The organism is Bradyrhizobium sp. (assembly GCF_022844465.1).
GTDB lineage: Bacteria > Pseudomonadota > Alphaproteobacteria > Rhizobiales > Xanthobacteraceae > Bradyrhizobium.
Genome location: NZ_JALHLP010000022.1, coordinates 1 through 25,635, shown reverse-complemented (window position 1 = coordinate 25,635; position 25,635 = coordinate 1). Strand labels below are relative to the sequence as shown.

The following is a 25,635-nucleotide window of genomic DNA, read 5'->3' as shown; positions in this document are numbered from 1 at the left end:
CGATGCTTTGCATCGCCCCGGAATGACTACTACCCTTTCCGCGCGTAGAGCAGCGGCACTGCCGTATCCACCATCACCTCGATCAGGCTGGTGCCGTCCTGTTCAAGCCCGTGCTTCAGCGCGCCCGCAAGCTCGGATGATTTGGTCACCTGCGCGGCGTCGCAGCCCATGCCTTGCGCGAGCTTGACGAAGTCGATGCCGGGCAGTTCGAGGCCGGGCACGTTGCGCACCTGCATGACCTCGCTGAACGAGCGCATCGCGCCGTAGCCTGAATTGTTGATCACCACCACCGTCAGCGGCAGCTTGCGCCGCGCCGCGGTCCACAGCGCCTGGATCGAATACATCGCCGAGCCGTCGCCGATCAGGCAGACCACGCGCGTGGCCGGTCGCCCGAGCGCGATGCCGACCGCGGCGGGCAGGCTCCAGCCGAGCCCGCCGCTTGCCATGGTGTAGAAACTGTCCTGGCCGCGCATCGGCATGAACTTCTGCATCGCCGGACGATGCGAGGGGGCTTCCTCCACCAGCACGGCGTCGGCGGGCATCGCCTGCGACAGCGCGTGCAGCAGGAACTCGACCGGAAGCGGATCGGCCGACGCCGGCGCCGGCGGCGGCACGCGCCCGGCCGGCATCGCGCGCCTCGTCTCCGGCAGCAGCTCGATCAGCATTTCGAGTGCCGGCTTGATGGTGGCGACGATGCTGGCGCCCGAGGGCGTGACGGCGGCGGCGGTGGGGTCATCGGTGATCTGGAAGATCGCGGTCGCGCCGTCGAAGATCGCAGCGTGGCCTTCGACATGAAACGTAAACACCGGCGCGCCGATCACCACCACGAGGTCGTGTCCGCGCAAGGCGTCCGACAACTGGCCCGGCGATGCGTGCAGGAATCCTGCGAATTGCGGGTGCCGCTCCGGGAACGAGCAGCGCGCCGAGAACGGGCTGACCCACACCGCGGCCCTGGCCTTCTCCGCGACCCGCACCATCAGCTCGACCGCATTGGCGCGGTCGATGCCGGGGCCGACAACGAGGGCGGGGCGCTTGCTGGTCGCGAGCGCCCCTACCAGCGCCTGCATCGCCGTCGGATCGGGGCCGAGTTCGCGGCTGATCCGGCGGGCCTCGAGCGGCGGCGCGGGTCGGGTCCAGTCGTCGACCGGGATCGAGACGAAGGTCGGCCCGCAGGGCGGCTGCATCGCCACGTAATAGGCCCGCGCGATCGCCGCCGGCACGTCTTCAGGCCGCGCCGGCTCGACGCTGTACTTGACATAGGGCCGCGGGAATTCCGCGGCGCGCTCGGCGTAGAGAAACGCCTGCAACGGCAGGATCGAGCGCGCCTGCTGGCCGGCCGTGATCACCAGCGGGGTCTGGTTGCGGTGCGCGGTATAGACGTTGCCGAGCGCGTTGCCGAGCCCGGCGGCGGAATGCAAATTGACGAAGCCGGCGTTGCGGGTCGCCTGTGCGTAGCCATCGGCCATGCCGACCACGGCGGCCTCCTGCAGGCCGAGCACGTAGTCGATGTCATCGGGCCAGTCGCTCAGAAACGGCAGTTCGGTCGAGCCGGGATTGCCGAACACGCGCTTGATCCCGAACGCGCGCAGCAGGCCGAAGGTGGCGTCCTTGACGGTGGCGGTGGTGGATTTGCGGGGCGACATTATGCGCTCCGCGAGCTAGCGCCGTCATTCCGGGATGGTGCGCCAGCACCAGACCTCAGGTGCGCAATTGCGCACCGGGGAATTTCGAGATTCCGGGTTCGCGCTAACGCGCGCCCCGGAATGACGTCGCTCACCACGTCGCCATCCCTTTCATCGTCGGTTGGCCTTCTGCATTCGCGATCCACAGCTCGGTGCCCGCTGAGGTGTCGTTGGCGTTGACCGAGAATTCGGTGCCTTCGAACAGCGGCTGCACGCCGCGATAGCTGAATTTCTTCGGCGCCACGCCGCCATGGAGCTTGGCGGCGAATTCGACGATGAGAGCGGCCTGCAACGGTCCGTGAAACACCAGGCCGGGATAGCCCTCGACCTTGGTGACGTAGTCGCGGTCGTAATGGATGCGGTGGCCGTTGAAGGTCAGCGCCGAGTATCTAAACAGCAGCACGGGGTCGCTGACATGGCTTTCGCGATGGCGCGCGACGGGCGGCGGGGCAGGCGCCTTGGCTGGCGTGGCCGGCGCTACGCCATCCATGTCGCGATAGACGATGTCCTGGCGTTCGCGGATCGCGACGCCGCGCGGGGTCGTGATGGTGTGCTGGACGGAGACGAAGCACAGAACGCCGGTCGAGCCGGTCTTCACCGTCACGTCGGAGATCAGCGAGGTTCGGGTTGATTGATCGCCGATGCGCAAGGGTTCGAGGAATTCGATTTCGCCGCCGGCCCACATCCTGCGCGGCAGCGGCACCGGCGGCAGGAAGCCGCCGCGGGTCGGGTGGCCGTCGGGGCCGAGCATCGACATCGGAAACACCGGCTGCGCCAGGCACCAATGCGTCGTCCATGGCGCGGCGTCGCCGGTGACGGGCTCGCCGATGTCCTGGAACAGCGTGGCCCGCAAGGCCTTCACCAGTTGCGCGGTGACGATGTCGGTGGCTTCCGTGCCGCGGCCGATCCATTGCCGCAAATGATCGAGATCGAGTTTTTCGGCGGCGGCGTTGGTCATGGCTGGCGGCTCCGGGCGCGCGCGGTCTTGGGGAGTTCGGCATGCTCGCCGATGGCGGGCACGGCGCCATAGCGCCTCGCCTCATCGACGAAGATCGCGGCCGGCGCCGCATACGACACCTTGCCGTTCGGCGTGTCGACCTCGATCCGGCGCAGGTGCGGATGCACGGCGAGGTCGGCCATGGTGTTGACCTCGCCGAAGGCGATGTCGGCGTCATCCAGGCGCTTGAGCAGATCGAGCCGCGTCATGGCGGCAAACCGGTCGGCGACGGTCTTGTCGGTGAGCGCGCGGTTGCGCACCCGCGCCACCATGTTGGCGAAACGCGGATCGTTCGGCAGTTCGGGCTGGCCGAGCACCTCGGCGCAGAGCTTCTTCCACTCCCGCTCGCTCTGGATCGAGATCAGGATGCCCTTGCCGTCGCTGGAATAGAACACGCCATAGGGCGCGATCGAGGGATGCGCCAGCGCCATCCGCTGCGGCGGGTTGCCGGCCTCCGCATTGATCAGCGGCACCGCCATCCAGTCGGCCATGACGTCGAACATCGAGATCCGGATATCGGCGCCCTTGCCGGTGCGTCCCCGCGCGATCAGCGCCTCGAGGATCGAGGCATGCGCGGTGGCGCCGGTGGCGATGTCGACGACTGATATGCCGACCCGCGACGGGCCTTCCGGGCCACCGGTGATCGAGGCGAGGCCGCTCTCGGCCTGGATCAGCAGGTCGTAGGCCTTGCGGTCGGCATAGGGGCCGTCGTCGCCATAGCCCGATATGGTGCAGCAGATCAGCGCCGGGTAATCCTTCTTGAGACGCTGCAGCGAAAAGCCGAGCCTGTCCATCGAGCCGGGCTTGAGGTTTTGCAGCAGCACGTCGGCGCCGGCGATCAGCGCTTCGAGCTCGGCGCGGCCCTTCTCGGTGGCGAGATCGACCACCACGGAATGCTTGCCGCGGTTGAGCCAGACGAAATAGCTGCTCTGGCCCTTGGCCGCGGCGTCGTAGCCGCGGGCGAAATCGCCCTCGGGGCGCTCGACCTTGATCACATGCGCGCCGGCATCCGCCAGCCGCGAACTGCAGAACGGGGCCGCGACCGCCTGCTCGACGGCGACGACGATCAATCCTTCCAGCGGCAGCATGGCGGTCTCACTCAGTAGGAGCGGGGCAGGCCGAGCACGTGCTCGGCCACGAACGACAGGATCAGATTGGTCGAGATCGGCGCGACCTGATAGAGCCGCGTCTCGCGGAACTTGCGCTCGACGTCGTATTCTTCCGCGAAACCAAAACCGCCAAAGGTCTGCACGCAGGCATTGGCGGCATCCCAGGCGGCGTCCGCCGCCAGCATCTTGGCCATGTTGGCCTCGGCGCCGCAATCGAGCCCGGCCTCATATCTGCGGGTGGCTTCCTTGACCATCAGCTCGGCCGCGCGCATCGCGGCATAGGCCTTGGCGATCGGGAACTGGATGCCCTGGTTCTGGCCGATCGGACGGCCGAACACCACGCGCTCCCTGGCATAGGCGGTGGCTTTCGCAATGAACCATTTGGCGTCGCCGATGCATTCGGCCGCAATCAGGATGCGCTCGGCGTTCATGCCGGACAGGATGTAGCGAAACCCGCGGCCTTCCTCGCCGATCAGGTTCTCGGCCGGCACCCGCATGTCGGTGAAGAACACTTCGGTGGTGGCGTGGTTCATCATGGTGCGGATCGGGCGGATTTCGAGGCCCTTGCCCTTGGCCTCGCGCATGTCGACGATGAACACCGACAGGCCGTCGGTGCGCTTCTGCGCCTGCTCCTTTGGCGTGGTGCGCGCCAAGAGCAGCATCAGGTCGGAATGTTCGGCGCGGCTGGTCCATATCTTCTGGCCGTTGACCACGTAGTGGTCGCCATCGCGCCGGGCGACCGTCTTAAGCGAGGAGGTGTCGGTGCCGCTGGTCGGTTCGGTGACGCCGAATGCCTGCAGCCGCAATTCGCCGCTGGCGATTTTGGGCAGCCATTTCGCCTTCTGGGCGTCGCTGCCGTGCCGCAGCACGGTGCCCATGGTGTACATCTGGGCGTGGCAGCCGCCGCCGTTGCAGCCCGCGCGCTGGATTTCCTCCAGGATCGCGGCCGCGGCCGACAGCTTCAGCCCGGCGCCGCCGTATTCCTCGGGGATCAGCACCGAGAGATAGCCGGCCGCCGTCAGCGCGTTCACGAAATCGGTGGGGTAGGCCATCTGGCGGTCGAGCTTGCGCCAGTATTCGCCCGGGAACTGGGCGCAGAGTTTTGCGACGGCGTCGCGGATGTCGTGGAATTCGTCTTGTTGTTCTGGTGCGGTCATTGGGTGTTCTGGCGATGGATGACGGGCGATGTCAATTGCTTAAGGAGCGGGCCGCTGTGAAACTGCGGCTGGGGCCTATGCTGAATTGTTATAGCGTATGAGCCTGGGTTCGAAAGTGGGCAAGCGATGGATAATCCGGCAGCCTTGGCAAAACCTCCGATAAGCTGCGGGTGGCTATCCGGTCGCTACCGGGGGTAAACCGGACATCGGCTGGAAGGTTCAATTCGGTCGCGAATGACCCAAGGCCAATCACCGCGCGAACCAAAACTCGGCCCCATTTACCATCGCGATGAGCATGGTACGATCCGCTTGCGCGTCGCGAGGACGACCGCCACGAACTGATTGGACGGAAGGTCCAAACGACATTGCATCCTCTGCATCCTCTCGCTTCGAATCCGCTTCACAGGAGGGACCCTTGAGCATGAAAACTATCCGATCGTCCGACGTGGCGGAGGCGCCGCCGCAGACGTGGTCTAACATGAAGGTGGCAAACGGATATTTCCACATCGCGGGGATGACCGGCTCGGGGCCTAAGGGGGAGCATCCAGGCGACGACATGTACATTCAGGCCAAGTCGATCTTTCAGAAGTTCAAGCACCTGCTGGAGGCCGCGGGCGGCAAGATGAATGACATCATGTCTATCACGGTGTACGTCACCAATCTCGATGAAAACACCGAGGTGTGGCGCGCGCGCCGGGAGTTCTTCACCGGCGACTTTCCCTGCTCAACCTTGATCGAGGTAAAGCGTGTTGGTTCGCCTAAAGCCAGCCCGCCGCTCAAGGTGGAGATCAACGCGACCGGCCTAATCGGCGCGGGTGGTTAGTTCGCCGACCTAACGGTCTGGGTAGTGCCAGCCATAATCGATGCGGGAGCGATCCCGCCTGATCGTCGGCTATTGGCACTTTTCGGACCTCACGCGATTTCCGACTTGAGTCTGGGATGCGCCCCAAAGCGGACGTCCGCCGACCATTCAGGGTTTGTGGATTTGAGCCCTATGGCTGCCGGAACTCGCCCGGCAAATCCAGCGACCGCATCGTGGCGGTGCAGAAGGCGCAGAGCGTCTCGGCGCTCTCGCTCCTGGAAAAGACCTCGACGGTGGCAACGCCGATCGAGCCCGACATCTTCAGGGTGTTGGCGCGGGCGATGAGTTCGATGCCGTCGGCGGGGCTGAGGAAGTTGACCTTGATCTCGACGGTGACGCCGATCCTGCCTTTGGGCAGGGCCGAGGTGACGGCGATGCCGGCGGCCTGATCGGCCAGCGCCGTGATGACGCCGCCGTGAAAATGGCCGAAGAACTGCAAGAGGTCGTCGCGCCGCGCCAGCGCGATCTCGGCATGTCCGGGCTTGATGGCCACGATGCGGACACCGGCCGCGCCGGTGAAGCCCTTGGCGTTGATCGCTTCGGCAAGCGAGGGCGGATTGAGTTCGCCGCCGCTCATCCGGGAATACGCACCGGCAACTGCTCGATGCCGCGCACGAAACTCGAATAGACCCGTTTCGGTTCGCCGACCACCTCGATGCGGTCGAATCGCTTGAGCATCTCCTGCCACACGATCTTGAGCTGCAGTTCGGCCAGCCGCATGCCGACGCAGCGGTGGATGCCGAAGCCGAACGACAGATGGGTGCGGGGGCGGGGGCGGTCGATGATGAACTCCTCGGGCCGATCGATGCCGTCCTCGTCGCGGTTGCCGGAGACGTACCACATCACGACGCGGTCGCCCTTTTTGATCTTCTTGCCGCGGATCTCGGTATCGACCAAAGCGGTGCGCCGCATGTGGGCCAGCGGGGTCTGCCAGCGGATCACTTCCGGCACCATGGAATCGATCAGGGCGGGGTTGTCGCGCAGCTTCTGGTACTGGTCGGGGTGCTCGTTCAGCGCCAGCACCGAGCCGCTCATGGTGTTGCGGGTGGTGTCGTTGCCGCCGACGATCAGCAGGATGATGTTGCCCATCAGATTGTCGGGGTCCATGTGCCGCGTCGCGTCGCTGTGCGCCATCATCGACAACAGGTCGTTGCGCGGCGGCGCGTTGACGCGCTCGTTCCAGAGTTTTGAGAAATAGGCGTAGCACTCGTCCATCTCCCGGCGCCGCTGCTCCGGCGATTCGACGACGCCGCTCTTGGGCAGCGCGGTCGAGACGTCGGACCAGCGCGTCAGCTTGCGCCGCTCCTCCCAGGGGAAATCGAACAGGGTCGCCAGCATCTGCGTGGTCAGCTCGATCGAGACCCGTTCGACGAAGTTGAAGGTCTCGTTGCGCGGCAGATTGTCCAGCACCTTCTGCGCGCGCTCGCGGATCAGTTTCGCCAGCTCGTCCAGATGCGTGGGGGTGAACATCGGCGACACCGTCTTGCGCTGCGCCGAGTGCCTGGGCTGGTCCATCGCGATGAAGCTCGGATAGTCATAGCCGGGCGGCACGTCGCGGATCGAGATGCCGCCGAGCGTGGAGTCCGAGGAGAAAATGCCGTGGTTGGTGTCGACATGCATGATGTCGCTGTATTTGGTGACCGACCAATAGGGCTCGATCGGCGCGTTGGTGCAGTAATGCACCGGCTCTTCCTTGCGCAGCCGCTCGAACCACGGCCACAGCGTATCGTTCTGGAACAGCCTTGGCGCGCCGGGATGGAAATCCTTCAGCGGCGTCGCACAGGCTTCCTCGCGCGCGGCGCGCATGAGCTCGGTCCGGTCGGGTCTGATGGCGGTCTGGACGTTCATGTTGATCATCCCAGGTGATACTAGTGGCTCAAATGTCCGCGGCTCACGCGCAGGGGACTAGCCCGCGATGCGGACCGGCAGGGTCTCGTAGCCCTTGACGAAACTCGAATACACCCGCCTGGGCTCGCCGACCACCTCAATATGGTCGAACCGCTTGAGGATTTCTTCCCAAATTATCTTCAACTGCAGCTCGGCCAGCCGGATTCCGACGCAGCGGTGGATGCCGAAGCCGAAGGAAATGTGGGTGCGCGGCCGGGCGCGGTCGATGATGAAGTCGTAGGGGCGCTCGATCACGTCCTCGTCGCGGTTGCCCGAGACGTACCACATCACGACCTTGTCGCCTTTCCTGATCTGCCTGCCGCGGAATTCAATGTCTTCGAGCGCGGTGCGGCGCATATGCGCCAGCGGCGTCTGCCAGCGGATCACCTCCGGCACGAAACTGTCGATCAGGCCGGGGTTGTCGCGCAGCTTGCGGTACTGGTCCGGATTCTTGTTCAGGGCATAGAGGCTGCCCGTCAGCGTGTTGCGGGTGGTGTCGTTGCCGCCGACGATCAAGAGGATCAGGTTGCCGAGAAAGTTCTTCGGGTCCATGTCGCGGGTGGCGTCGCTGTGGGCCATCATCGACAGCAGGTCGCTCTTCGGCGGCTGGCTGGCGCGCTCCTTCCAGAGCCGTGCAAAGTAGCTGGCGCATTCCAGCAGCTCCGCCTGCCGCTCCTCCTCGGTGGCGACGAGCCCGCCGGGGCCGGGAAGCGTGGTGGCGACGTCGGACCAGCGCGTCAGTTTGCGGCGGTCCTCCCAGGGAAAATCGAACAGCACCGCGAGCATCTGGGTGGTGAGTTCGATCGAGACCCGGTCGACCCAGTCGAACTCCTCGTTGACCGGGAGATTGTCGAGGCATTCAGCCGAACGCTTGCGGATATTGACCGCGAGCTGGTCGAGATGCGTCGGCGTGAACATCGGCGCCACGGTCTTGCGCTGGCCGCTGTGGCGCGGCTGGTCCATGGCGATGAAGCTCTCGCGGCGCAGGTCCGGCGCCACGTCGCGGATGGTGATGCCGCCCAGCGAGGCCGCCGACGAGAACACCGCATGGTTGGTTTCGACATCCATGATGTCGTTGTATTTCGTCACCGACCAATACGGCCCGAACATGCTGTCCTTGCAGTAATGCACCGGGTCTTCGCGGCGCAGCCGGTCGAAATACGGCCAGAACGTATCGGTCTTGAACAGTTCGGGATCGCTGACGTCGAAATCGTCGAGCGCAATCGAATCGGCCCGGTCGCGCGCGGCCTGCAGCTGCGACTCCCCGGCGAGATCGATGGTTCCGTGCATGGGCGGCTCCCTGATCGCGACCTGCCCGAAACGGTACCCGGGCGGCGCTTTGGGTGAATTACAGCCCGTCGCGCGCGCCAGAGCAAGGGCGAGTTTGCAGCATCCGGCTGCGCAGCCATCGGCCCGCCTCGGCAAGGCCTCTTCTCAGCCCATTCGGCCCGTGACAAGCTGATTTCGAGCGGATAGGGCTTGCGCAACCAAGCCGTCCAGAATCTGCCGGAGGCCGCCTGCCATGATCCCCAACGCCCATCGGATGTTCAACTTCGACCTCGGCGAGACCGCGGACGCGATTCGCGACACCGTGCATGCGTTCTCGCAGAACGAGATCGCGCCGCGCGCGGCCGAGATCGACCGCAGCAACCAGTTTCCCCGCGACCTCTGGCCCAGAATAGGGGCGCTCGGGCTGCACGGCATCACGGTGGAGGAGGAATATGGCGGCAGCGGCCTCGGCTATCTCGAGCATTGCATCGCGGTCGAGGAAATGTCGCGCGCCTCCGCCGCGGTCGGGCTGTCCTACGGCGCCCATTCCAACCTCTGCGTCAACCAGATCCGCCGCAACGGCAACGAGACGCAGAAGCGGAAGTATCTGCCCAAGCTGATCTCGGGCGAGCACGTCGGCGCGCTGGCGATGTCGGAGCCCGGTTCCGGTTCCGACGTGGTGTCGATGAAGACGCGCGCCGACCGCAAGGGCGATCGCTTTGTGCTCAACGGCAGCAAGATGTGGATCACCAACGGCCCGGTTGCCGATACGCTGGTGGTGTATGCCCGGTCCGATGCCGATGCCGGCCCGCGCGGCATCACCGCCTTCCTGATCGAGAAGGGCATGAAGGGATTTTCGACCGCGCAGAAGCTCGACAAGCTTGGCATGCGCGGCTCCGATACCTGCGAACTGGTGTTCGAGGATTGCGAGGTGCCTGCGGAAAACGTGCTGAGCGAGGTCGGCCGCGGCGTCAACGTGCTGATGAGCGGCCTCGACTACGAGCGCGCGGTGCTGGCGGCGGGTCCGATCGGCATCATGCAGGCCTGCATGGACGTGGTGCTGCCCTACGTTCACGAGCGCAAGCAATTCGGCCAGCCGATCGGCACCTTCCAGCTGGTGCAGGGCAAGATCGCCGACATGTACACCACGATGAACGCCTCGCGCGCCTATGTGTACGCGGTGGCGAAGGCCTGCGACCGCGGCGAGACCACGCGCGAGGACGCCGCCGGCGCGATTCTCTACGCCGCGGAGAAGGCCACGCAATGCGCGCTCGATGCCATCCAGCTGCTCGGCGGCAACGGCTATATCAACGACTATCCGACCGGCCGGCTGCTGCGGGACGCCAAGCTCTATGAAATCGGCGCCGGCACCAGCGAAATCCGCCGCATGCTGATCGGCCGCGAGCTGTTCGAAAAAACCGCCTAGCGCATGGGAGCTGGGTCACACAGCGACCCACCAATCCGTGGTTTGATTGCGGAAAGTCTTGCTGGAATTGATCCATGAACCAGATGAACTGGCTCCCGCAGGTGCCGCCGCCCTCGGTGCCATCCGTGCCGCCGCCGATGCCGGTGGCGTTTTCCGGCAGAAGGGGCGAATTCTTCGATCTGGTCAGGCGCGGCGCCGGGCTTGAGTTCGTCACCCTCGGCTTCTACCGGTTCTGGCTCCTCACCGACATGCGCCGCCATCTTTGGGCCAATACCCTGGTCGATGGCGACGGCGCCGAATACACCGGCCGCGCCAGGGAGTTGCTGATCGGATTTCTGGTCGCGCTCGCGATCCTGCTCCCGATCTATCTCGGCTATTTCCTCGTTGGCCTCGAGGCCGAGCACATCCAGGCCTTCGCGAGCATTCCGCTGGTCGCGTTCTTCTACGTGTTCGGGCAGTTCGCGATCTACCGCGCGCGGCGCTATCGCCTGACGCGCACGGTGTGGCGCGGCGTGCGGTTCTGGATGAGCGGCTCGGGGTGGATGTATGCCTTGCAGGCATCTTTGTGGGGCCTGTTGGTGGTGTCGACGCTGGGGCTGGCGCTGCCATGGCGCACGGCGGCGCTCGAACGCTACAAGATGCGCCATTCCTTCTACGGGGAAGTGCAGGGCGGTTTCGAGGGGCGCGGCTGGGAATTCTTCAAGCGCGGCTGGTGGCTGTGGCTGTTGGCGCCTGTTGCCATGTACGTTTTTCCGCTCGCGCCCTTTGTCTACGGCGCTTTCAAGGCGGTGGAATGGCGCTGGTGGTTGTCGGGCGTGCGGTTGGGCGGTGTGCGCGTTGAATCCTCGTTGCCGCGCGGCGCGCTGATCGGGCTGTACTGGAAGGTGATCGGCTGGGTCGTCGTGCTGGCGCTGGTGTTCGCCGCTTACCTGGCGCTGTCGGCCGCGTTGGTAGCGAGCATGACCGGCGCCCCGATGGCGGATTTTTTCAGGTCGCAGGAATTTGCGAAGAGCATCCCGCTGCTGGCGCTGGCGGCCGTCGGCTATCTGGCATTCGCGCTGGCGGTCAACGTGGTGATCCGGATCTACCTGCTGCGCGATCTCTGGGTGAAGGTGATGGGGTCGGTCAACATCACTGGTATCGAGGCTGTCCGCAATGTCGCCACGCGGGGCGAACTGGCCGGTGCGCTCGGCGAGGGGTTCGCGGATGGCCTCGATGTCGGCGGCTTGTGATCGGAGCCTGGATGGCGATGGACAGGGAAGCGCGGGAGCCAGCAAGTTCGCCCACCGACGGCCTGGCGACTTATTTCGACGGGGCGTCCAGTCGGCGGCGCGCGGTCACGCTCGGCTTGTCCGACCAGCTCACGATCAGGGAAGGCGACCGGACGCTGGCGGCGTGGGCCTATGGCGACGTCCGTCGCGCCGACGGACCCTCGGGAATCCTGCGTCTGAGCTGCCTGAGCGCGCCCGCGCTGGCTCGCCTTGAGGTTCGCGACGCCGCCCTGGCGGCCAGGCTGGTGGAGCGCTGCGCCAGCATTGACGACAACACGCCCGGCCGCGGCGGTGTAGCCGCCGTCGTCGGCTGGTCGCTGGCGGCCGCGGCTTCCATCGTCGCCGTGGTGCTGTTCGGCCTTCCACTCGCCGCCGACCGCCTGACGCCGCTGGTGCCCGATGCGTTCGAGCGGCGTCTCGGCGAGGTCGCCGACGCGCAGGTCAAGACGATGTTCGACGCCAGGGTTTGCGACAATGCGGCCGGCCAAAGGGCCTTCGCCAAGCTGGTGACCGCGATCCGGCAAGCCGCCGGGCTCGACACCTCGGTTCAATCAGGCGTGCTGTCGAGTTCGATCCCGAACGCGCTAGCGTTGCCGGGCGGCAAGGTCTACCTGTTCGACGGGTTGCTGGCCAAGGCCGAGAATCCCGACGAGATCGCCGGCGTGCTGGCCCACGAGCTTGGCCATCTCAAGCATCGCGACAACATCCGCGGCCTGATCCACGACAGCGGCGCGTCGTTTCTGATCGGGCTTTTGTTCGGCGACATCACCGGCTCCAGCGCCTTGATCTTCGCCTCCCGCACCATGGTCACGTCCTCGCATTCGCGCGAGGCCGAGCAGAATGCCGACAGCTTCGCCATCGATGTCATGCACCGGCTCGGCAGGCCGGCGAAGCCGACCGGGGAATTGCTGTTCCGGGTCACCGGGAAGGAAGGCGGCAAGGGCCTTTCGATTCTCGCCAGCCATCCCCTGACCGAAGACCGGCTGGCGCGGATGAGCCGGGAAGACCGCGCGCCCAGCGGACCGCCGCTGCTGACGGCGGCGGAATGGCGGTCGCTGAAGTCGATCTGCGACGCCAAACCCGGGGATGCCAAGCCCGGGAATGCCAAGCCTCGCGACACCAAGATATGAGCGGATGTTGTCTGGGCGCCGAAGTCACTGCGGCAGGTTGTTGACCTTCCGCACCCAGGCGCGGACGTCGGCCAGCACATCAGGCAGCACCGCCTTGACCTCCTGCACGGTCATGCCGGCCTTGATCCGGGGGTCATAGAGCAGGTTCAGCAGGTATTGGTCGTAGATATCGAAAAAGCCCATCGAGACATTGTCGTTGAACATGGTCCACGGCACGCTCGCGGTATCGTTGATCGGCCCCAGCGATTGCAGCAATTCCTCATAGGCGCAGTCGAAGAAGACGAAGTCGCCGGTGTCGACGGTCAGGATCACGTCGGAGCGATCGATTTCGTATTTCTCGTTTTTTCGAAAGCCGCTCAGGCATTGCGGGTCGAGCGAGGCGCGAATCTCGCCCGCGCGTTGCCGGCCGAACAAGCTCGTCATGGTGCGATAGAGGTCGCGATCGCGGACCAGCTTGACCCGCACATTGGCGGCTTCGTCGTTGTCGGCCATGGCGATATCGAGGTGCTGCACGCGCCTTGCGATGTCGGCCACGACCCGGGCAAGCTGGGCCTTGCGGTCGGCGCGGGCGCCGTCGGCAAACACCCGGACCGGCGTCACATATTTCCGGATCCGGTCAACGCGTCCGGCGAGATGATGCTCGGCGCCGAACGCGACCTTCAGGAAGCCGTCCACGATCTGGCTGTCGGTGAAGCTCTTCTTCTCGGCGCGCTGGCGCTGCGCGACCGCGGGAATTTCGGCAACCGCCGCCTTCGGCAGCGAGATTTCACCGAGCGCGACGACGGCGAGGGCCGCCGTCAGGAGTCGGAGAGACGGGGATCGGCGGCGCCTGCGCATCGGCGCGCCGCTGCCTAATTCCTCACAATGACGGGGGTGCCGACCGAGACTCTGTTGTAGAGATCGGTCACGTCCTCGTTGGTCATGCGGAAGCATCCTGATGACACCGCCTGTCCGATCGTCTCGGGTTCGTTGGAGCCGTGGATGCGGTACAGCGTCGATCCCAGATACATCGCGCGCGCGCCGAGCGGGTTGTCCTCGCCGCCGACCATGTGCCGCGGCAGGTCGGGCCGCCGCCTCAGCATTTGCGCGGGCGGGGTCCAGCTCGGCCATTCCTTCTTGGCGGTGATGCGGTGGTTCCCGCTCCAGCGAAAACCGTCGCGGCCGACGCCGATGCCGTAGGCCAGCGCCTGGCCGTTGCCGAGCACCAGATAGAGCCGGCGCTCGGCGGTGCTGATGTAGATCGTTCCCGGTGCGTAATTGCCGCTGAAGCTCACGGTCGTGCGCCGGATCGGGCTGGTTCCGCCGAGGCCTCCGCCGTGAAAATTGGGTCCGCCGCCCAGGATGTCGCGCAAGTCGAAGCCTTGCGCCTGCGCCTGGCCGGCACCCCCCAGCACCGTCACCGCCGCAACCAGCAAAGCCAAAGCCCGGATCATGTTCTTCCTCGCGAGAAAATCGGAATAAGTGGTGAGACAGGCCACAATCGCCGCGATTTCGCAAGCGAACAACCCGTGACCTCGGCATTTTCAAACACAGCCGCCGGAAAACGCAAGCCGCGGCAGGCGATGGCTGCATTGTGTCGCTAAACCTTTGACGAAACGTGCGAACAATGTTTGATCCCCAAAAGCTTGCAGAACGATTGCGAGAAAGGGAGCGAGACCATGAACGGTGCGGAAAGCCTGGTGCGGACATTGGTCGCAGGCGGCGTTGACGTCTGCTTCACCAATCCGGGAACCTCGGAGATGCATTTCGTCGCCGCGCTGGACCGGGTCGAGGGCATGCGCTGCGTGCTCGGCCTGTTCGAGGGCGTGGTGACCGGCGCCGCCGACGGCTACTACCGCATGAAGGGCTCGCCGGCTTCGACCCTGCTGCATCTCGGGCCCGGCCTCGCCAACGGCCTTGCCAATCTGCACAACGCCAAGAAGGCGAATTCCGGCATCGTCAACATCGTCGGCCAGCACGCGACCTACCATATCGGCTACAACGCGCCCTTGACGTCCGACATCGAGGGGCTGGCGCGGCCGATGTCGTCCTGGGTGCGGACCTCGCCGGATGCCAAATCCGTCGCCGCGGACGGCGCCGCCGCGATCGCCGCCGCCAGGAGCGCGCCGCCGCAGATCGCCACGCTGATCCTGCCCGCCGACACCGCCTGGAACGAGGCCGACGGCATCGCGCAGGTTCCCGCCGAGAGCCAGCGGGCGAGCTATTCCGCGCAGGCGGTGGACCACGCCGCCAAGGTGCTGCGCGGCGGCGGCGCCCAGACGCTGCTGCTGCTCACGGGCGGCGCGCTGACCGAGCACGGGCTGGCGCTGGCGGCGCAGATATCAGGCAAGACCGGCTGCAAGGTGATGGGGCAGACCTACAATCCGCGGATGGCGCGGGGCAGGGGCCGGTTCGCGATCGACCGCATTCCCTATGTGATCGAGCAGGCGCTGCCGATCCTCAAGGACTTCAGGAACATCGTGCTGGTCGAGGCCAACGACCCCGTCGCGTTCTTCGCCTATCCGAACAAGCCGAGCCTGCTCAAGCCGCAGGGCTGCGAGGTGCATCGCATGACCTCGGGCGGGGAGAACTCCGTGGCCGCGCTGGAAGCGCTGGCCGGCGCGTTGCACGCGCAGCCGGCCGACCGGCCGCCGCAGAAGCTGGTCGAGATCGCAAAGCCGACCGGCGCGCTGACCCATGCCTCGATCGCGCAGGCGATCGCGATGGCGATCCCGGAAAACGCCATCGTGGTCGACGAGTCGGTCACTACCGGCCGCGGCTTCTTCCCGCCGACGGCGGCCGCCGCGCCGCACGACTGGCTGCAGAACATGGGCGGCTCGATCGGGTTCTCGACCCCGGTGGCGACTGGTGCTGCGGTGGCGTGCCCCGACCGCAAGGTGATCTGCATGGTCGGCGACGGCAGCGCGATGTACACGCTGCAATCGCTGTGGACGCAGGCGCGCGAAGGCCTCAACGTCGTCACCATCGTGTTCGCCAACCGGATCTACCAGATCCTGCGCGGCGAGTTCGACGGCGTCGGCGCCGGCGAACCCGGACAGCGGGCGCTCGACATGCTCAAGCTCGACCGCCCGACCATCGACTTCGTCGCGCTCGCCAAAGGTATGGGCGTGCCCGGCCGCGCGGTCGCCACGGCCGACGACTTCAACAAGGCGCTGGCCGAAGCCATCGCCGAGCCGGGCCCGCGGCTGATCGAAGTGCAGATGTAAGGCGGCGCGCGCTCGACTTGCGCGTAGGCTCGTTCCGAACGGCTCCGGCGCGCTGCCGTTGCCGCCGGATGAACAAATTGTCGGCCCATTGTGGCCAAAGCCATACCCGAACATTCCCCTCTGTGATGCGTAGAGGGGTTGTGGCATGGCGTACCGGATCGTTGCCGAACGCGGAAACGAAACCGTCAGGATGGACCGGAGCAGTTCGCTGATGGCGGTGGCCAAGGCCCGGGTCTGGGCCAGCGAAGGCTGGAACGTCACCATCATCGTTCGCGATGCGGAGGCCGTCGCGCCGTCCGAGCCCGAGCGACGGATGCTGGCCTGCGGGTAACTGCGCCCGGCCAGCAGCCATCGGGTGGAGGCCGGCCCTATTCAGCCTTGATGCCGGCGAGCTTGATCACCCGCGCCCACTTTTCGGTCGCCTCCGAGATGATCGCCCCGAATGCCGCAGGCGTTCCCCCGGCAACGGTGCCGCCGAGCTCGACGATCCGCGCCCTGATCTTGCTGTCGGCGAGGCCGGCATTGAGCTCGCGGTTCAGCATATTGATGATGTCGGCGGGGGTGCCTCTCGGCACGCCGATGCCGGCAAAACCGCTGGCCTCGTAACCCGGCACGAAGTCCGCCACCGTCGGCACGTCAGGCAACACGTCCAGCCGGGCCGCGGTCGTCACCGCCAGCGGGCGTAGTTTGCCGGCCTTGATGTGTTCGATCGATTCCGATATCGGGCTGAAAATCACCTGGATGTGGCCGCCGACCAGATCGGTGGTCGCAGGCGCCCCGCCGCGATAGGAGACGTGGACCAGATTCACGCCGGCCATCATCTTGAAGAGTTCGCAGGCGATGTTCTGGGGGGTGCCTGGGCCGGCCGACCCGTAGTTGATCTTGCCCGGGTTGGCCTTGGCGTAGGCGATGAACTCGGGGAGCGTCGTGGCGGGGACCGACGGATGCACCACGACGACATAGGCCAGCCGCGCCGAACAGACGACCGGCGCGATGTCGCGGATGAAATCGAAACTGAGATTGCTGTAGAGCGCGGCGTTGATCGCGTGCGGGGTTACGATCTGCAGCAGGGTGTAGCCGTCCGCCGGCGCCCTGGCGACCGCCTCGGTGCCGATATTGCCGCTGGCGCCGGCGCGGTTCTCGACGATGAACTGCTGGCCGAGCCGATCCGACAGCCATTGGCTCATCAGGCGCGCCTGGATGTCGGTGGCCCCGCCGGCGGGAAAGCCGACGATGATGCGCACCGGCCGCGACGGATAGGCCTGTGCCCGCGCCACGCGGGGCAGGGTGGGGGCCGCGGCGACGCCCGCCGCCAGTTGCAGGAATCTCCGGCGGGGAAATTTCATGATGCTCCCTCCACGCGGACGCGCCATTCAACCGGACGTCCTGCTAGGAACAGCCTACACCCGTGTTGAGAGAGGGTGGAAGAGGGCAGTGCGGCCGATTGGCACGAAGCAGGCGTTGCGAACGCCGGTTCGGATGTCGGCTTCGATGGTAGTGCAGGCATCGCCGAAGCCAACGCTGCCAGACTGATGAGTGCACGCATCGTCGCGCAGGCGGATGCTAACGCATCGAATTAGTTTTATCGCGGAGTTATCACGGACCGCGCCCTCAGAAGCCGCGGATTTCAAGCAAGTCCTTTATTTTACAGGGATTTTCTGGTGAACGCGCAATGGATCGAACCTTGGACCTCTCCCGCTTACAGCATGAGCGAGGGGCTTGTCTGACCGCTGCGATGCCGCACTATTCTACTGCGACAAATTGATACATCATCCGTCTAGATGATTTGATGCCACGAACGACGCTTCATTTTTCACTCACCGCCATTGCGAGTATGAAAATTGAATACCGAATCAGACGTGTTATCGCTGGTTGGACGTATCTACGATTGCGTGTTGCAGCCGCAAGATTGGGTAAGCGTGCTGGAGTCCATTGCCCGCTCGGTGAACGGCATAAATGCGTCGATTTCGATCCAGGATCCGATCTCGAGAGCCGCACACTTCACGGTCGATTGGGCGGTCCCGACTGAAGCTATTCGTATCTATAACGAGAAGTACGCCCGCCTAAACCCAGTTATGACCAGCGGCTGGTATTGTGCCTTAGACGACCCGATATCTGCGGCGCGATACGCTGGGGAGAGTGACTATTTCTCTTCGCGCTTTGCCCGAGAGTTTCTTCGACCGCTCGGCTGGGGTGATGCCTTAGGATCTCATCTAGCCAAGATGTCGCATCGTTATGGTATCCTATGCATTTTTGGCGCGTGGTCCAAAGGCGAATTTGATGACGATGCACTTTCCCGGATTCGTGCTCTGTCACCCCATGTAAGGAGGGCGGTGCAAATCGCGGAGCTCCTTGGAACGCATCAACAGGTTCCCAAGTTTGAAGCAGATGCGCTCGAGCTGCTGCGAACAGGCGTGATTTTGCTAGACGGGCAGAAGCGGATTGCCTTCTGCAACAGTGCAGCTCAGCAATTGATCGACCGGGATGTGGGGCTTAAGCGGCGAGCAGACCTGCTGCACGTTTCTGACGGCGACGCTGCAATCTCCCTCGACAAGGCAATTGAGACCGCGCTGCTTAATGGTGCCGGAGCAATTCCTGAGAACGGAATCCCATTGGCCTTGGGACCATCCGGCGGCAACGGAGTAGCCGCATGGATCTTACCCTTGAAGCGTCGTCGCAAACTTGAACTTTCACGGACCTCAAGTCCAATAGTTGCAATCTTTCTGCAAGAATTTGGACGCCAGGCTCCGATGGCAGGAGAAGTATTCGTCAAGCACTTCTCGATCACTCCAGCGGAGTGTCGCGTCTTGATGTTGTTAGTCCAAGGGCACACTCTCAGCGATGCTGCGGATTGGCTCGGCTGTTCACTGCCGACCGTAAAGTCTCACCTATCGCATCTCTTTGCCAAGACTTCCACGAAGACTCAGACACAGCTTGTCAGGCTAGGGATGACGGCTCTTGCACCTGCTCAGATCCAAGGGGCAACTGAACCCGGCTGAGAACGCGATTCTTTTTCGTTTCCCTTGTGGCTTCAGTGGAAAGTTCGCCTGCTGCGACACCACCTTTCTAAAACATCGCTCTCCAGCTCTCCGATCTTGGGAGCGATCCAAACTTCACGGATTTTCACGCATTCGAGTGCGAAAAGGCGTGAGCAACCATTTTTCTTGCGGAACGACCAGGGCTCGGTCAATCAGACCGAGCCCTGGTCCACCGGAGCGCGCCAGGTCGATCTGGCGGCGCGATTACTTCTCGACCGTGCGGATGCCCGCCGGGCCGCCCGGGACCTTGATCTGGCCGGTCACCTTCAGCGACTTGCCGTCGAAGGCGAGCACGTCGAGCGCCTTGTCGAGCATGGATTGCGCCAGCAGCGTCTTGCCGTCCCGGCTCCAGGCCACCCCCTGGCCCCAGCCGCCCACCTTCGCCTCGGCGGCGAGCGCGAGCTTGCCGCCCTCGACGCGGTAGACCATGACGAGGCCATGGTCGTTGTAGGACGGGTGGGACTTCGGCCGGTTCGAGCCGTTCTGGATCGTCACCGCCACATGCGAGCCGTCGGGCGAGAAGCTGGCGCCCTCGGGGATCTGTCCGACCGAGTGCTGCTCGACGATCCGGGGCGGGTTCTTCTTCAGATCGATGAGGCTGATAATGTCGGTGTCGCCCTGGCCGCCGCCCTGGTTGGTGAGCACGGCAAGATCGCCTCTGGAGCTGATCGACATGCTGTAGGGCCGGACCCCCGCGACCATGTAGGCCTTGGTGTCCTCCACCTTCGCGCCGTCGACCGACAGCACGGAAATGCGGTGATCGCCGTCGCGGGTGACGAGCGCGCGCTTGCCGTCGGACAGGAAGGCGACGTGGCTCGGGCCTGATTTGGCGTCGCCGAGCTGAATCGTGCCGGTCGGCGTCAACGTCTTGCCGTTGACGGTGAGGATCGACACCGTGCCATCGCCGCGGTTGGTCACCAGCACCAGCTTGCCGTCCGGACTGAACGAAACACCCGCGGGCGAGACGCCCAATTCGAGCGTGGCGATCACCGCCGGCGGCGAGGCCTTGAGGTCGATGACGCTGAGCTTGTTGTCGGGGACCGTCTTCTTGGGGTCGGACGGGTCGATCCTGGTCGAGGCCACCACCAGCGCAATGCTCTCGTCGGGGGCGATGGCCACGCTCTGCGGCGGGCCGACCACGGAGCCCGGCGCGTTGAGCTGGCCGACGATTTTGGGCGGCGAGACGCCGAGATCGATGATGGTGACGTTGTCGGGCGCCGGGTTTTCGACGATCCGGTTCACGCCATCGACGTTGACGACCTTGGTGTCGTTCGACGACACCGCGAGCTGGGCGCTGGCGGTGGGCGCCATGGCGAAGGCAGCGAGGCATAGAGCCGGAACGCTGAGCATGCGAGTGCGATCGCGTTGGTCGCGAGCTTTCATCGTGATTTCCTCCCAGGAGCTGCCGATCTGACGCCGGCCGTCCGGGATGGTATACGAAGCGGGCGGATCACGCACCGAGGATTCGGGCCGGGGAAGCAGGCGAACTCTCTACGCAGGGTCATTCGCAGACATCGACCCTCACGACCGGGGTATCTGCTTCACCCCGACTACCGAGCAGTGGAAAGCCCATCAAATCAGGGAGCATATGGTGGACGCACAAGGGATCGAACCTTGGACCTCTCCCGTGTGAAGGGAACGCTCTCCCGCTGAGCTATGCGTCCGGGATCCGGGCAAGAGTAACCGCCATCGGAGCCGCGATTTACGAAGCGCGGGCGGGCGGTGTCAAGCGATCCGTCGTCAGGCGTCAGCCGGGAGCGTTGAAGCGAATTACGCGCCCTGCTGGCGGGCGCGGGAGGCGTGCGATTGCAGGGCGCGGATGCGGTCGGCGAGGGTCCCGCCGCCATCCGGGGCAATCGTCGGCGCGGCGCCGCTGACATCGTTGGCCGGCTTGGCCAGGGGCTTGGCGGCCGGTTCCGCCGCCAGCATCGCCTCGATCGTCGAATTCGGCCCCTCGAGCTGGATCGCGAGCCGCGCGACCTCGGCGGCGATGTCGTTGATGCGCTCGCGCAACAGCGCGTTCTCCATCCGCTCGGTCGCCCACGAGCTTTCGGCCTGCTGCGTTATCGCGTTGATGTCGCGCTGCAGCTTGGCGCGCTCGTCGCGGGCGAGGCGGAGCTGTTCTTCCACCGCCGCCTTCTCCTGGCGCAGCCGTTCGACCACCGGCGATTTGCCGCCGTTCATCGCCGCGATCTCCTCGCGCAACTCCCTGGCGGCGCGTTCGGCGTTTTCGCTCGCCTGCTTGAGCTGCTTGTTCTCGTATTCGCGCTCCGCCAGCAGCTTGCCCTGCGTCGCCAGCCGGGTTTCAAGATCGTTGACGCGGCTGCCGAGCATTTCGGCTTCCTTGATCTGGATGATCAACTGCCGGTCGAGATCGGTGACGCGCTGGCTCAAATTCTCGACCCGGCCGCGGGCTTCTGTCAGTTCGCGCGTCGCGCTTTCGGATTCGGTACGCTCCTGCGCGAGGCGGGCCTGGGTCGCCGAAAAGTCCTTCTCGGCGTCGCCGACGCGGCCCTTCAGTTCGTCGATCTGCGCCCGCACCGCGACCAGCTCGATCTGGCGGCTGTCGGCCATCATCGAGCGGTCGGATAATTCGTGATTGATGCGCGCGAGTTCGGCCTGCTTGTCGGCCAGCGCCTGTTCGGCGCTGCGCAGCAGCGCGGTCTTGGCCGCAAACTCCTCCTCGGTGGCGCGCAACTGCTCCTTGACCGCCTTCTCGCGCGCCTCCAGCGCGAAGATGGTGGCGTTCTTCTCGCCCAGCTCGATCTTCATGCGGTTGATCGCATCGGACTTCTTGCCGAGTTCGGCGAGCTGGCTGGTGGTCTTGTTCTTGAGCTGCTCGACGTTGATTTCCAGACGCCGCGCCGACATTGCGAACTCGGCGCGGAGCTGGTCCTTGTCGGCCTGGATTTCGGCCATCGACAGCGGGGTCGCCGCCTCGAGCCGGCGGGTGGTCAGCCGGACCGCGCGGTTATGCACCAGCGGCACGATCATCAGTCCGAACAGCATCGAGACCAGAAAACCGATCGCCAGATACATGATCGGTTCGATCATGGTGGTTCTCCACGCGGTGAGGGAAACGTTGGCGACAATGCCACGGCCTGCCGGCACAACGCCAGCCCAATGCGGCGTTATCCTGAATTTGCGCGGAGGCAGTGGCGGCGGCGCCGCGCTAGAACGGGTTCCAGGTCGCTTGCGGCGTGAACTTGAGATAGCCGACATTGGCGCCGAGCCGCAGACCGATGCCGGAGCGGATCGGCACCAGCACGATGTTGTTGGCGGTGAGCGCGGTCATGCCGAAGCCGCCGACGATGTAGGCGGAGCCGTCGACGCCGACGAAGCGTTGATAGATCGCGTGGGTGGCTGGCAGGCTGTAAACCAGCATCATGGTGCGCGCGCCGTCGCCGCCCCAGTCGAAGCCGACCGACGGACCCTGCCAATAGACCCGCAAGTCGCCGGCGTTCTTGGTGTAGAGCGTGCCTTCACCGTAGCGCAGGCCCGCGACAAAGGCGCCGCTGCCCTCCTCGCCGAGCACGTAGCCGTTGGGAAGTCCCCATTGGCTGACGGCGCGCTCGATGACGGAGGCAAGTCCGCGCGAGACGTTGCCGAAGAACTTGTGCCCGGCCGAGACCAGTTCGTCCGGCCCAAAGGCGGTCGGTCCGGCATCGCGCGGCGGCGGCGCCGGTTGCGGCTGCTGCGCGGCAGAAGGCACGGTCCAGCACATCAGCGCGGCGACCGTCGCTGCGGCCAGGCGTGAGGCAAATGTCATAAAAGAATCCCTGTCACGAAGTTTTAGCCACCGCCTTAACCTGACGCCAACAAGCATGGCTGTAGGTTGCGCCGCATCCCTTCGACTCGCATGTTATCGGCACCAACTATGACGGCACAACGGCAGGAAAGCTACGGTCGGCACCCCGGAATGGCCATTATTGCGCTGTTTTCGGCCATTCTGGCGTCCCTCGGGCATGATCTTGCGGTTCGGGCGGCCACCACCGAGCGCGTGGTCGTGAGCCGGCATTCCGGGCTGGCGATCGAGGGTTTCGATCCCGTCGCCTATTTCACCGAAGCCCAGGCGGCGGTCGGATTGCGTGACTTCGAGGCCTCAAAGGCCGGCGCCGTCTGGCGCTTTCGCAACCAGGGCAACCGCGCGTCGTTTGTCGCCCACCCGGAGATCTACGGCCCCCGGTTTGGCGGTTACGATCCGGTCGATCTGGTGCGGGGCGTCACCTATCCCGGCAACCCCCGCTTCTGGGCGATCGTGGATCAGCGGCTCTATCTGTTCGGCCGCGAGGAACATCGCGATGCCTTCGCCGCCAACCCGGCGCATTTCCTCAAGGATGCGACGGCGCGCTGGCCGGCGCTCGAACAGGAACTGGCGCAGTAATCAGGGCGCCGCTTCGGGATCGCCGAAGGCAATGAACTCCGGGATGATAAAGTGCTTCCGCCCGACGCCATAAAGCACGGCGGCCCCGCTTGAATCCGTGATCTTGCCGCCGGCCGCGACCACCACCGCGTGCCCGGCCGCCACGTCCCACTCGCAGGTTGGCGACAGTCGGGGATACACATCCACCTTGCCTTCGGCCACCCGGCCGAATTTGACCGCCGAGCCGAGTTCGGTTCGCACCGCCCCCGGCCTTCTGGCGATGAAGGCCTCGGTCCTGGGATCACCGTGCGAGCGGCTGACCGCAACCGTCCATGGCTTGCCCGAGGGCGGGCGGGGGCGGGTGCGAATCGGCTCGATCAGGGGCGGGCCGTCGCCGAGCGTCAGCCGCTCCGCGCCGCGGCCGACGACGCCGCGCCAGACCAGCCCGAGCGCCGGCGCGCAGACGATGCCCAGCAGCGGCGTTCCGTGCGTCACCAGCGCCAGGTTGACGGTGAACTCGCTGCGTCCGGCAACGAATTCCTTGGTGCCATCGAGCGGATCGACCAGAAAGAAACTGTCTTTATAAGGCTGGACGGAGAGGTGAGCGCGCTCTTCCGACAGCGAAGGTATTTTCGGAGCCAGTTCCGCCAAGCCCTTGGCGATGATGCGATCGGCCGCCAGATCCGCCTCCGTGACTGGCGATCCGTCGCTCTTGCCGTCGACCTTCATGGTGGAACGGTTGACGGCAAGGATGGCGGCGCCGGCCCGGAGCACGATGCCGGTCAGCGGCTCCATCAGGGCGGCGGCAGCGTCGCGGTCGAGCGCGGGCGGCTGTGCTTCATTCATGAAACGGGCCCATTTGCTGTTCGTCCTGCCTTACCATTGCCGCCCCGTGCTGGCAGCACGCGGCCACGCAGTGTATCAAACCAGCAAGCGCGTGATTCGTAACGGTCCGCCAGCCATTTCGCATTTGGCGGCATTCCAGGAACATATGATGTCTGGCACTTCGTCTCCCGGTCCGGCTCCCGACGCCCTCGAACTTGCGGCGCTGTTGTGTTCGCGGGTCTGCCACGATCTCATCAGTCCGGTCGGCGCCATCGTCAATGGGCTTGAGGTTCTTGACGACAACCCGAAGCCAGAAGACCGCGATTTTGCGCTCGATCTGATCCGCAAGAGCGCCAAGACCGCCTCGGCGCGGTTGCAGTTCTGCCGTCTGGCGTTCGGCGCGGCCGGGTCAGCGACCGCACAGATCGATCTCGGCGATGCCCAGACCATGGCGCGGGGCCATATCGAGGACGGCAAGATCACCATCGCCTGGAACTTGCCCCGGCTGCTGCTTCCGAAGAATCGCGTCAAGCTGTTGCTCAATATGCTGGTCATTGCGCAGCAAACGATTCCGCGGGGCGGCACGCTGACGATCGAGCCGGTCGGCGACGGCGAAACGATGAGCTTTCAGGTGACGGCCGCCGGCCTGAACGCCCGCCTGCCGCAGAACATCGCCGATCTGCTGAGCGTCAGCTCGACGGCCGCCATCGATGCGCATGCGGTGCAGCCCTATTATACGCGGCTGCTGGCGCAGGCCTGCGGGTTGGCGGTGACGCTCGCGACCGACGGCGAGAAGGTCGTCGTCACGGCGTCCTGAGCGCGGCCGCGCGCTCGAAATCCTTAACCAATGGTTGACAAATGGGCGGCTGGATTCACGGCGCCGATTATCCCTTTGTTGAGCCCGTTCTTTTCCGTTTGCTCAACCATTATTAAACGGTTTGCGTAGAAGCTGCCCAGGTTCGGTAAGGCGCGTCGATGTCGCGTGCCGATGCGTACAAAGGCCGGTTTCATGGATGACCTGTTGCGTGAGTTTCTGACCGAGACCAGCGAGAGCCTGGACACGGTCGACAATCAGTTGGTCCGATTTGAGCAGGACCCGAGCGACGCGAAGATCCTGGATAACATCTTCCGGCTGGTCCACACCATCAAGGGGACGTGCGGGTTTCTGGGATTGCCGCGGCTTGAAGCGCTAGCGCATGCCGGCGAGACGCTGATGGGCAAGTTCCGCGACGGCATGCCGGTGAAGGCCGAAGCGGTGTCGCTGATTCTTTCGAGCATCGACCGCATCAAGGATATCCTGTCCGGGCTGGAGGCGACCGAGGCCGAGCCGGAGGGTACCGACGAGGATCTGATCGAGCTGCTGCATCAGATGGCCGAGGGCGGCGGGCATGCGGCGGAGGCGGCGGCCGAGCC

General features: G+C 65.1%; 25 protein-coding genes and 1 tRNA gene. 11 read left to right on the top strand and 15 right to left on the bottom strand.

The annotated features are described in order from the left end of the window. Positions 1 to 29 precede the first annotated feature (29 nt). The 4 genes from mdlC to Q0D31_RS21935 form a co-directional block, all read right to left on the bottom strand. Positions 30 to 1,643, bottom strand: coding sequence for a benzoylformate decarboxylase (gene mdlC / locus Q0D31_RS21950; RefSeq protein ID WP_291855999.1), 1,614 nt, complete (start codon positions 1,641 to 1,643; stop codon positions 30 to 32). 130 nt (positions 1,644 to 1,773) lie between these two features. Further along, on the bottom strand, positions 1,774 to 2,640 hold the full coding sequence (locus Q0D31_RS21945; RefSeq protein ID WP_291855997.1) for a MaoC family dehydratase N-terminal domain-containing protein: 867 nt from the start codon (positions 2,638 to 2,640) through the stop codon (positions 1,774 to 1,776). Next, complete coding sequence (locus Q0D31_RS21940; RefSeq protein WP_291855996.1) at positions 2,637 to 3,767, bottom strand: CaiB/BaiF CoA-transferase family protein; 1,131 nt, start codon at positions 3,765 to 3,767, stop codon at positions 2,637 to 2,639. The genes Q0D31_RS21945 and Q0D31_RS21940 overlap by 4 nt, the downstream gene beginning before the upstream one ends. A gap of 11 nt (positions 3,768 to 3,778) precedes the next feature. Next, positions 3,779 to 4,945: an acyl-CoA dehydrogenase family protein gene (locus tag Q0D31_RS21935; protein ID WP_291855994.1), complete on the bottom strand. Its 1,167-nt coding sequence runs from the start codon at positions 4,943 to 4,945 to the stop codon at positions 3,779 to 3,781. 421 nt (positions 4,946 to 5,366) lie between these two features. Here Q0D31_RS21935 and Q0D31_RS21930 point away from each other — a divergent pair, with 421 nt between their 5' ends. Beyond that, a complete protein-coding gene (locus tag Q0D31_RS21930) occupies positions 5,367 to 5,768 on the top strand; it encodes a RidA family protein (RefSeq protein WP_291856084.1) in 402 nt (133 codons plus the stop codon). 169 nt (positions 5,769 to 5,937) lie between these two features. Here the strand turns inward: Q0D31_RS21930 and Q0D31_RS21925 are convergent, their stop codons facing one another. From Q0D31_RS21925 to Q0D31_RS21915, 3 genes are read right to left on the bottom strand one after another with little or no spacing between them, the layout of a single operon-like run. Then, positions 5,938 to 6,384 (bottom strand): PaaI family thioesterase, encoded by a 447-nt coding sequence (locus tag Q0D31_RS21925; protein WP_291855991.1) that lies wholly within the window; start codon positions 6,382 to 6,384, stop codon positions 5,938 to 5,940. Further along, entirely contained in the window at positions 6,381 to 7,655 is a 1,275-nt protein-coding gene (locus Q0D31_RS21920) for a cytochrome P450 (RefSeq protein WP_291855989.1), read from the bottom strand. Before Q0D31_RS21920 ends, Q0D31_RS21925 begins: the two co-directional genes overlap by 4 nt. Positions 7,656 to 7,712: 57 nt before the next feature. Next, complete coding sequence (locus tag Q0D31_RS21915) at positions 7,713 to 8,984, bottom strand: cytochrome P450 (protein ID WP_291855987.1); 1,272 nt, start codon at positions 8,982 to 8,984, stop codon at positions 7,713 to 7,715. 232 nt (positions 8,985 to 9,216) lie between these two features. Between Q0D31_RS21915 and Q0D31_RS21910 the strand changes: the two genes are divergently transcribed. From Q0D31_RS21910 to Q0D31_RS21900, 3 genes are all read left to right on the top strand, one after another. Then, the gene (locus Q0D31_RS21910; protein WP_291855985.1) at positions 9,217 to 10,389 is read left to right on the top strand and encodes an isovaleryl-CoA dehydrogenase; all 1,173 of its coding nucleotides are present in this window, start codon (positions 9,217 to 9,219) and stop codon (positions 10,387 to 10,389) included. 83 nt (positions 10,390 to 10,472) lie between these two features. After that, positions 10,473 to 11,621: a DUF898 family protein gene (locus Q0D31_RS21905; protein ID WP_291856082.1), complete on the top strand. Its 1,149-nt coding sequence runs from the start codon at positions 10,473 to 10,475 to the stop codon at positions 11,619 to 11,621. A gap of 11 nt (positions 11,622 to 11,632) precedes the next feature. Continuing rightward, positions 11,633 to 12,790, top strand: a complete 1,158-nt coding sequence (locus Q0D31_RS21900; protein ID WP_291855983.1) for a M48 family metallopeptidase — start codon at positions 11,633 to 11,635, stop codon at positions 12,788 to 12,790. A gap of 24 nt (positions 12,791 to 12,814) precedes the next feature. Here Q0D31_RS21900 and Q0D31_RS21895 read toward each other — a convergent pair whose 3' ends face one another. Then, a complete protein-coding gene (locus Q0D31_RS21895) occupies positions 12,815 to 13,627 on the bottom strand; it encodes a DUF2927 domain-containing protein (RefSeq protein WP_291855981.1) in 813 nt (270 codons plus the stop codon). Between the two features lie 14 nt (positions 13,628 to 13,641). Then, positions 13,642 to 14,223 (bottom strand): L,D-transpeptidase, encoded by a 582-nt coding sequence (locus Q0D31_RS21890; RefSeq protein ID WP_291855978.1) that lies wholly within the window; start codon positions 14,221 to 14,223, stop codon positions 13,642 to 13,644. A gap of 225 nt (positions 14,224 to 14,448) precedes the next feature. Between Q0D31_RS21890 and Q0D31_RS21885 the strand changes: the two genes are divergently transcribed. Together Q0D31_RS21885 and Q0D31_RS21880 are read left to right on the top strand one after the other, a co-directional pair. After that, positions 14,449 to 15,996 carry an acetolactate synthase large subunit gene (locus Q0D31_RS21885; protein WP_291855976.1) on the top strand — a complete coding sequence of 516 codons (1,548 nt, stop codon included), beginning with the start codon at positions 14,449 to 14,451 and terminating at the stop codon, positions 15,994 to 15,996. Positions 15,997 to 16,141: 145 nt separating this feature from the next. Then, positions 16,142 to 16,327, top strand: coding sequence for a hypothetical protein (locus tag Q0D31_RS21880; protein WP_291855974.1), 186 nt, complete (start codon positions 16,142 to 16,144; stop codon positions 16,325 to 16,327). Between the two features lie 37 nt (positions 16,328 to 16,364). On the opposite strand, the gene Q0D31_RS21875 is transcribed toward Q0D31_RS21880, so the two are convergent. Beyond that, positions 16,365 to 17,342, bottom strand: a complete 978-nt coding sequence (locus tag Q0D31_RS21875) for a tripartite tricarboxylate transporter substrate binding protein (protein WP_291855972.1) — start codon at positions 17,340 to 17,342, stop codon at positions 16,365 to 16,367. Between the two features lie 75 nt (positions 17,343 to 17,417). Between Q0D31_RS21875 and Q0D31_RS21870 the strand changes: the two genes are divergently transcribed. Then, positions 17,418 to 17,576 carry a hypothetical protein gene (locus Q0D31_RS21870; protein WP_291855970.1) on the top strand — a complete coding sequence of 53 codons (159 nt, stop codon included), beginning with the start codon at positions 17,418 to 17,420 and terminating at the stop codon, positions 17,574 to 17,576. 261 nt (positions 17,577 to 17,837) lie between these two features. Then, positions 17,838 to 18,995 carry a helix-turn-helix transcriptional regulator gene (locus Q0D31_RS21865; protein ID WP_291855968.1) on the top strand — a complete coding sequence of 386 codons (1,158 nt, stop codon included), beginning with the start codon at positions 17,838 to 17,840 and terminating at the stop codon, positions 18,993 to 18,995. A 243-nt stretch (positions 18,996 to 19,238) separates the two neighbouring features. On the opposite strand, the gene Q0D31_RS21860 is transcribed toward Q0D31_RS21865, so the two are convergent. From Q0D31_RS21860 to Q0D31_RS21845, 4 genes are all read right to left on the bottom strand, one after another. Next, complete coding sequence (locus Q0D31_RS21860; protein ID WP_291855966.1) at positions 19,239 to 20,417, bottom strand: beta-propeller fold lactonase family protein; 1,179 nt, start codon at positions 20,415 to 20,417, stop codon at positions 19,239 to 19,241. A 206-nt stretch (positions 20,418 to 20,623) separates the two neighbouring features. Then, positions 20,624 to 20,698: transfer RNA gene (locus Q0D31_RS21855), tRNA-Val, on the bottom strand. A gap of 106 nt (positions 20,699 to 20,804) precedes the next feature. Then, on the bottom strand, positions 20,805 to 22,088 hold the full coding sequence (locus Q0D31_RS21850; RefSeq protein WP_291855963.1) for a hypothetical protein: 1,284 nt from the start codon (positions 22,086 to 22,088) through the stop codon (positions 20,805 to 20,807). Positions 22,089 to 22,206: 118 nt separating this feature from the next. Then, on the bottom strand, positions 22,207 to 22,803 hold the full coding sequence (locus Q0D31_RS21845) for a DUF1134 domain-containing protein (protein WP_291855961.1): 597 nt from the start codon (positions 22,801 to 22,803) through the stop codon (positions 22,207 to 22,209). A gap of 150 nt (positions 22,804 to 22,953) precedes the next feature. Between Q0D31_RS21845 and Q0D31_RS21840 the strand changes: the two genes are divergently transcribed. After that, on the top strand, positions 22,954 to 23,418 hold the full coding sequence (locus Q0D31_RS21840; protein WP_291855959.1) for a YHS domain-containing (seleno)protein: 465 nt from the start codon (positions 22,954 to 22,956) through the stop codon (positions 23,416 to 23,418). Here the strand turns inward: Q0D31_RS21840 and cysQ are convergent, their stop codons facing one another. Then, positions 23,419 to 24,243, bottom strand: a complete 825-nt coding sequence (gene cysQ / locus Q0D31_RS21835) for a 3'(2'),5'-bisphosphate nucleotidase CysQ (protein ID WP_291855957.1) — start codon at positions 24,241 to 24,243, stop codon at positions 23,419 to 23,421. Positions 24,244 to 24,391: 148 nt separating this feature from the next. Here cysQ and chpT point away from each other — a divergent pair, with 148 nt between their 5' ends. Both chpT and Q0D31_RS21825 read left to right on the top strand, forming a co-directional pair. Next, positions 24,392 to 25,039 (top strand): histidine phosphotransferase ChpT, encoded by a 648-nt coding sequence (chpT, locus tag Q0D31_RS21830; RefSeq protein ID WP_291855956.1) that lies wholly within the window; start codon positions 24,392 to 24,394, stop codon positions 25,037 to 25,039. Between the two features lie 192 nt (positions 25,040 to 25,231). Beyond that, a partial coding sequence (locus Q0D31_RS21825; RefSeq protein ID WP_291855954.1) for an Hpt domain-containing protein occupies positions 25,232 to 25,635 on the top strand: 404 nt, incomplete at its 3' end.

What these genes read in the sequence shown, in the direction of transcription:
- Q0D31_RS21885 (WP_291855976.1), top strand. Translation starts at nt 14,449, where the DNA reads ATGAACGGTGCGGAAAGCCTGGTGCGGACATTGGTCGCAGGCGGCGTT.
- Q0D31_RS21930 (WP_291856084.1), top strand. Translation starts at nt 5,367, where the DNA reads ATGAAAACTATCCGATCGTCCGACGTGGCGGAGGCGCCGCCGCAGACG.
- mdlC (WP_291855999.1), bottom strand. Translation starts at nt 1,643, where the DNA reads ATGTCGCCCCGCAAATCCACCACCGCCACCGTCAAGGACGCCACCTTC.
- Q0D31_RS21845 (WP_291855961.1), bottom strand. Translation starts at nt 22,803, where the DNA reads ATGACATTTGCCTCACGCCTGGCCGCAGCGACGGTCGCCGCGCTGATG.
- Q0D31_RS21890 (WP_291855978.1), bottom strand. Translation starts at nt 14,223, where the DNA reads ATGATCCGGGCTTTGGCTTTGCTGGTTGCGGCGGTGACGGTGCTGGGG.
- Q0D31_RS21850 (WP_291855963.1), bottom strand. Translation starts at nt 22,088, where the DNA reads ATGATCGAACCGATCATGTATCTGGCGATCGGTTTTCTGGTCTCGATG.
- Q0D31_RS21895 (WP_291855981.1), bottom strand. Translation starts at nt 13,627, where the DNA reads ATGCGCAGGCGCCGCCGATCCCCGTCTCTCCGACTCCTGACGGCGGCC.
- Q0D31_RS21840 (WP_291855959.1), top strand. Translation starts at nt 22,954, where the DNA reads ATGGCCATTATTGCGCTGTTTTCGGCCATTCTGGCGTCCCTCGGGCAT.
- Q0D31_RS21920 (WP_291855989.1), bottom strand. Translation starts at nt 7,655, where the DNA reads ATGAACGTCCAGACCGCCATCAGACCCGACCGGACCGAGCTCATGCGC.
- Q0D31_RS21880 (WP_291855974.1), top strand. Translation starts at nt 16,142, where the DNA reads ATGGCGTACCGGATCGTTGCCGAACGCGGAAACGAAACCGTCAGGATG.
- cysQ (WP_291855957.1), bottom strand. Translation starts at nt 24,243, where the DNA reads ATGAATGAAGCACAGCCGCCCGCGCTCGACCGCGACGCTGCCGCCGCC.
- Q0D31_RS21915 (WP_291855987.1), bottom strand. Translation starts at nt 8,984, where the DNA reads ATGCACGGAACCATCGATCTCGCCGGGGAGTCGCAGCTGCAGGCCGCG.
- Q0D31_RS21860 (WP_291855966.1), bottom strand. Translation starts at nt 20,417, where the DNA reads ATGAAAGCTCGCGACCAACGCGATCGCACTCGCATGCTCAGCGTTCCG.
- Q0D31_RS21910 (WP_291855985.1), top strand. Translation starts at nt 9,217, where the DNA reads ATGATCCCCAACGCCCATCGGATGTTCAACTTCGACCTCGGCGAGACC.
- Q0D31_RS21900 (WP_291855983.1), top strand. Translation starts at nt 11,633, where the DNA reads ATGGCGATGGACAGGGAAGCGCGGGAGCCAGCAAGTTCGCCCACCGAC.
- Q0D31_RS21940 (WP_291855996.1), bottom strand. Translation starts at nt 3,767, where the DNA reads ATGCTGCCGCTGGAAGGATTGATCGTCGTCGCCGTCGAGCAGGCGGTC.
- chpT (WP_291855956.1), top strand. Translation starts at nt 24,392, where the DNA reads ATGTCTGGCACTTCGTCTCCCGGTCCGGCTCCCGACGCCCTCGAACTT.
- Q0D31_RS21935 (WP_291855994.1), bottom strand. Translation starts at nt 4,945, where the DNA reads ATGACCGCACCAGAACAACAAGACGAATTCCACGACATCCGCGACGCC.
- Q0D31_RS21875 (WP_291855972.1), bottom strand. Translation starts at nt 17,342, where the DNA reads ATGAAATTTCCCCGCCGGAGATTCCTGCAACTGGCGGCGGGCGTCGCC.
- Q0D31_RS21925 (WP_291855991.1), bottom strand. Translation starts at nt 6,384, where the DNA reads ATGAGCGGCGGCGAACTCAATCCGCCCTCGCTTGCCGAAGCGATCAAC.
- Q0D31_RS21945 (WP_291855997.1), bottom strand. Translation starts at nt 2,640, where the DNA reads ATGACCAACGCCGCCGCCGAAAAACTCGATCTCGATCATTTGCGGCAA.
- Q0D31_RS21905 (WP_291856082.1), top strand. Translation starts at nt 10,473, where the DNA reads ATGAACTGGCTCCCGCAGGTGCCGCCGCCCTCGGTGCCATCCGTGCCG.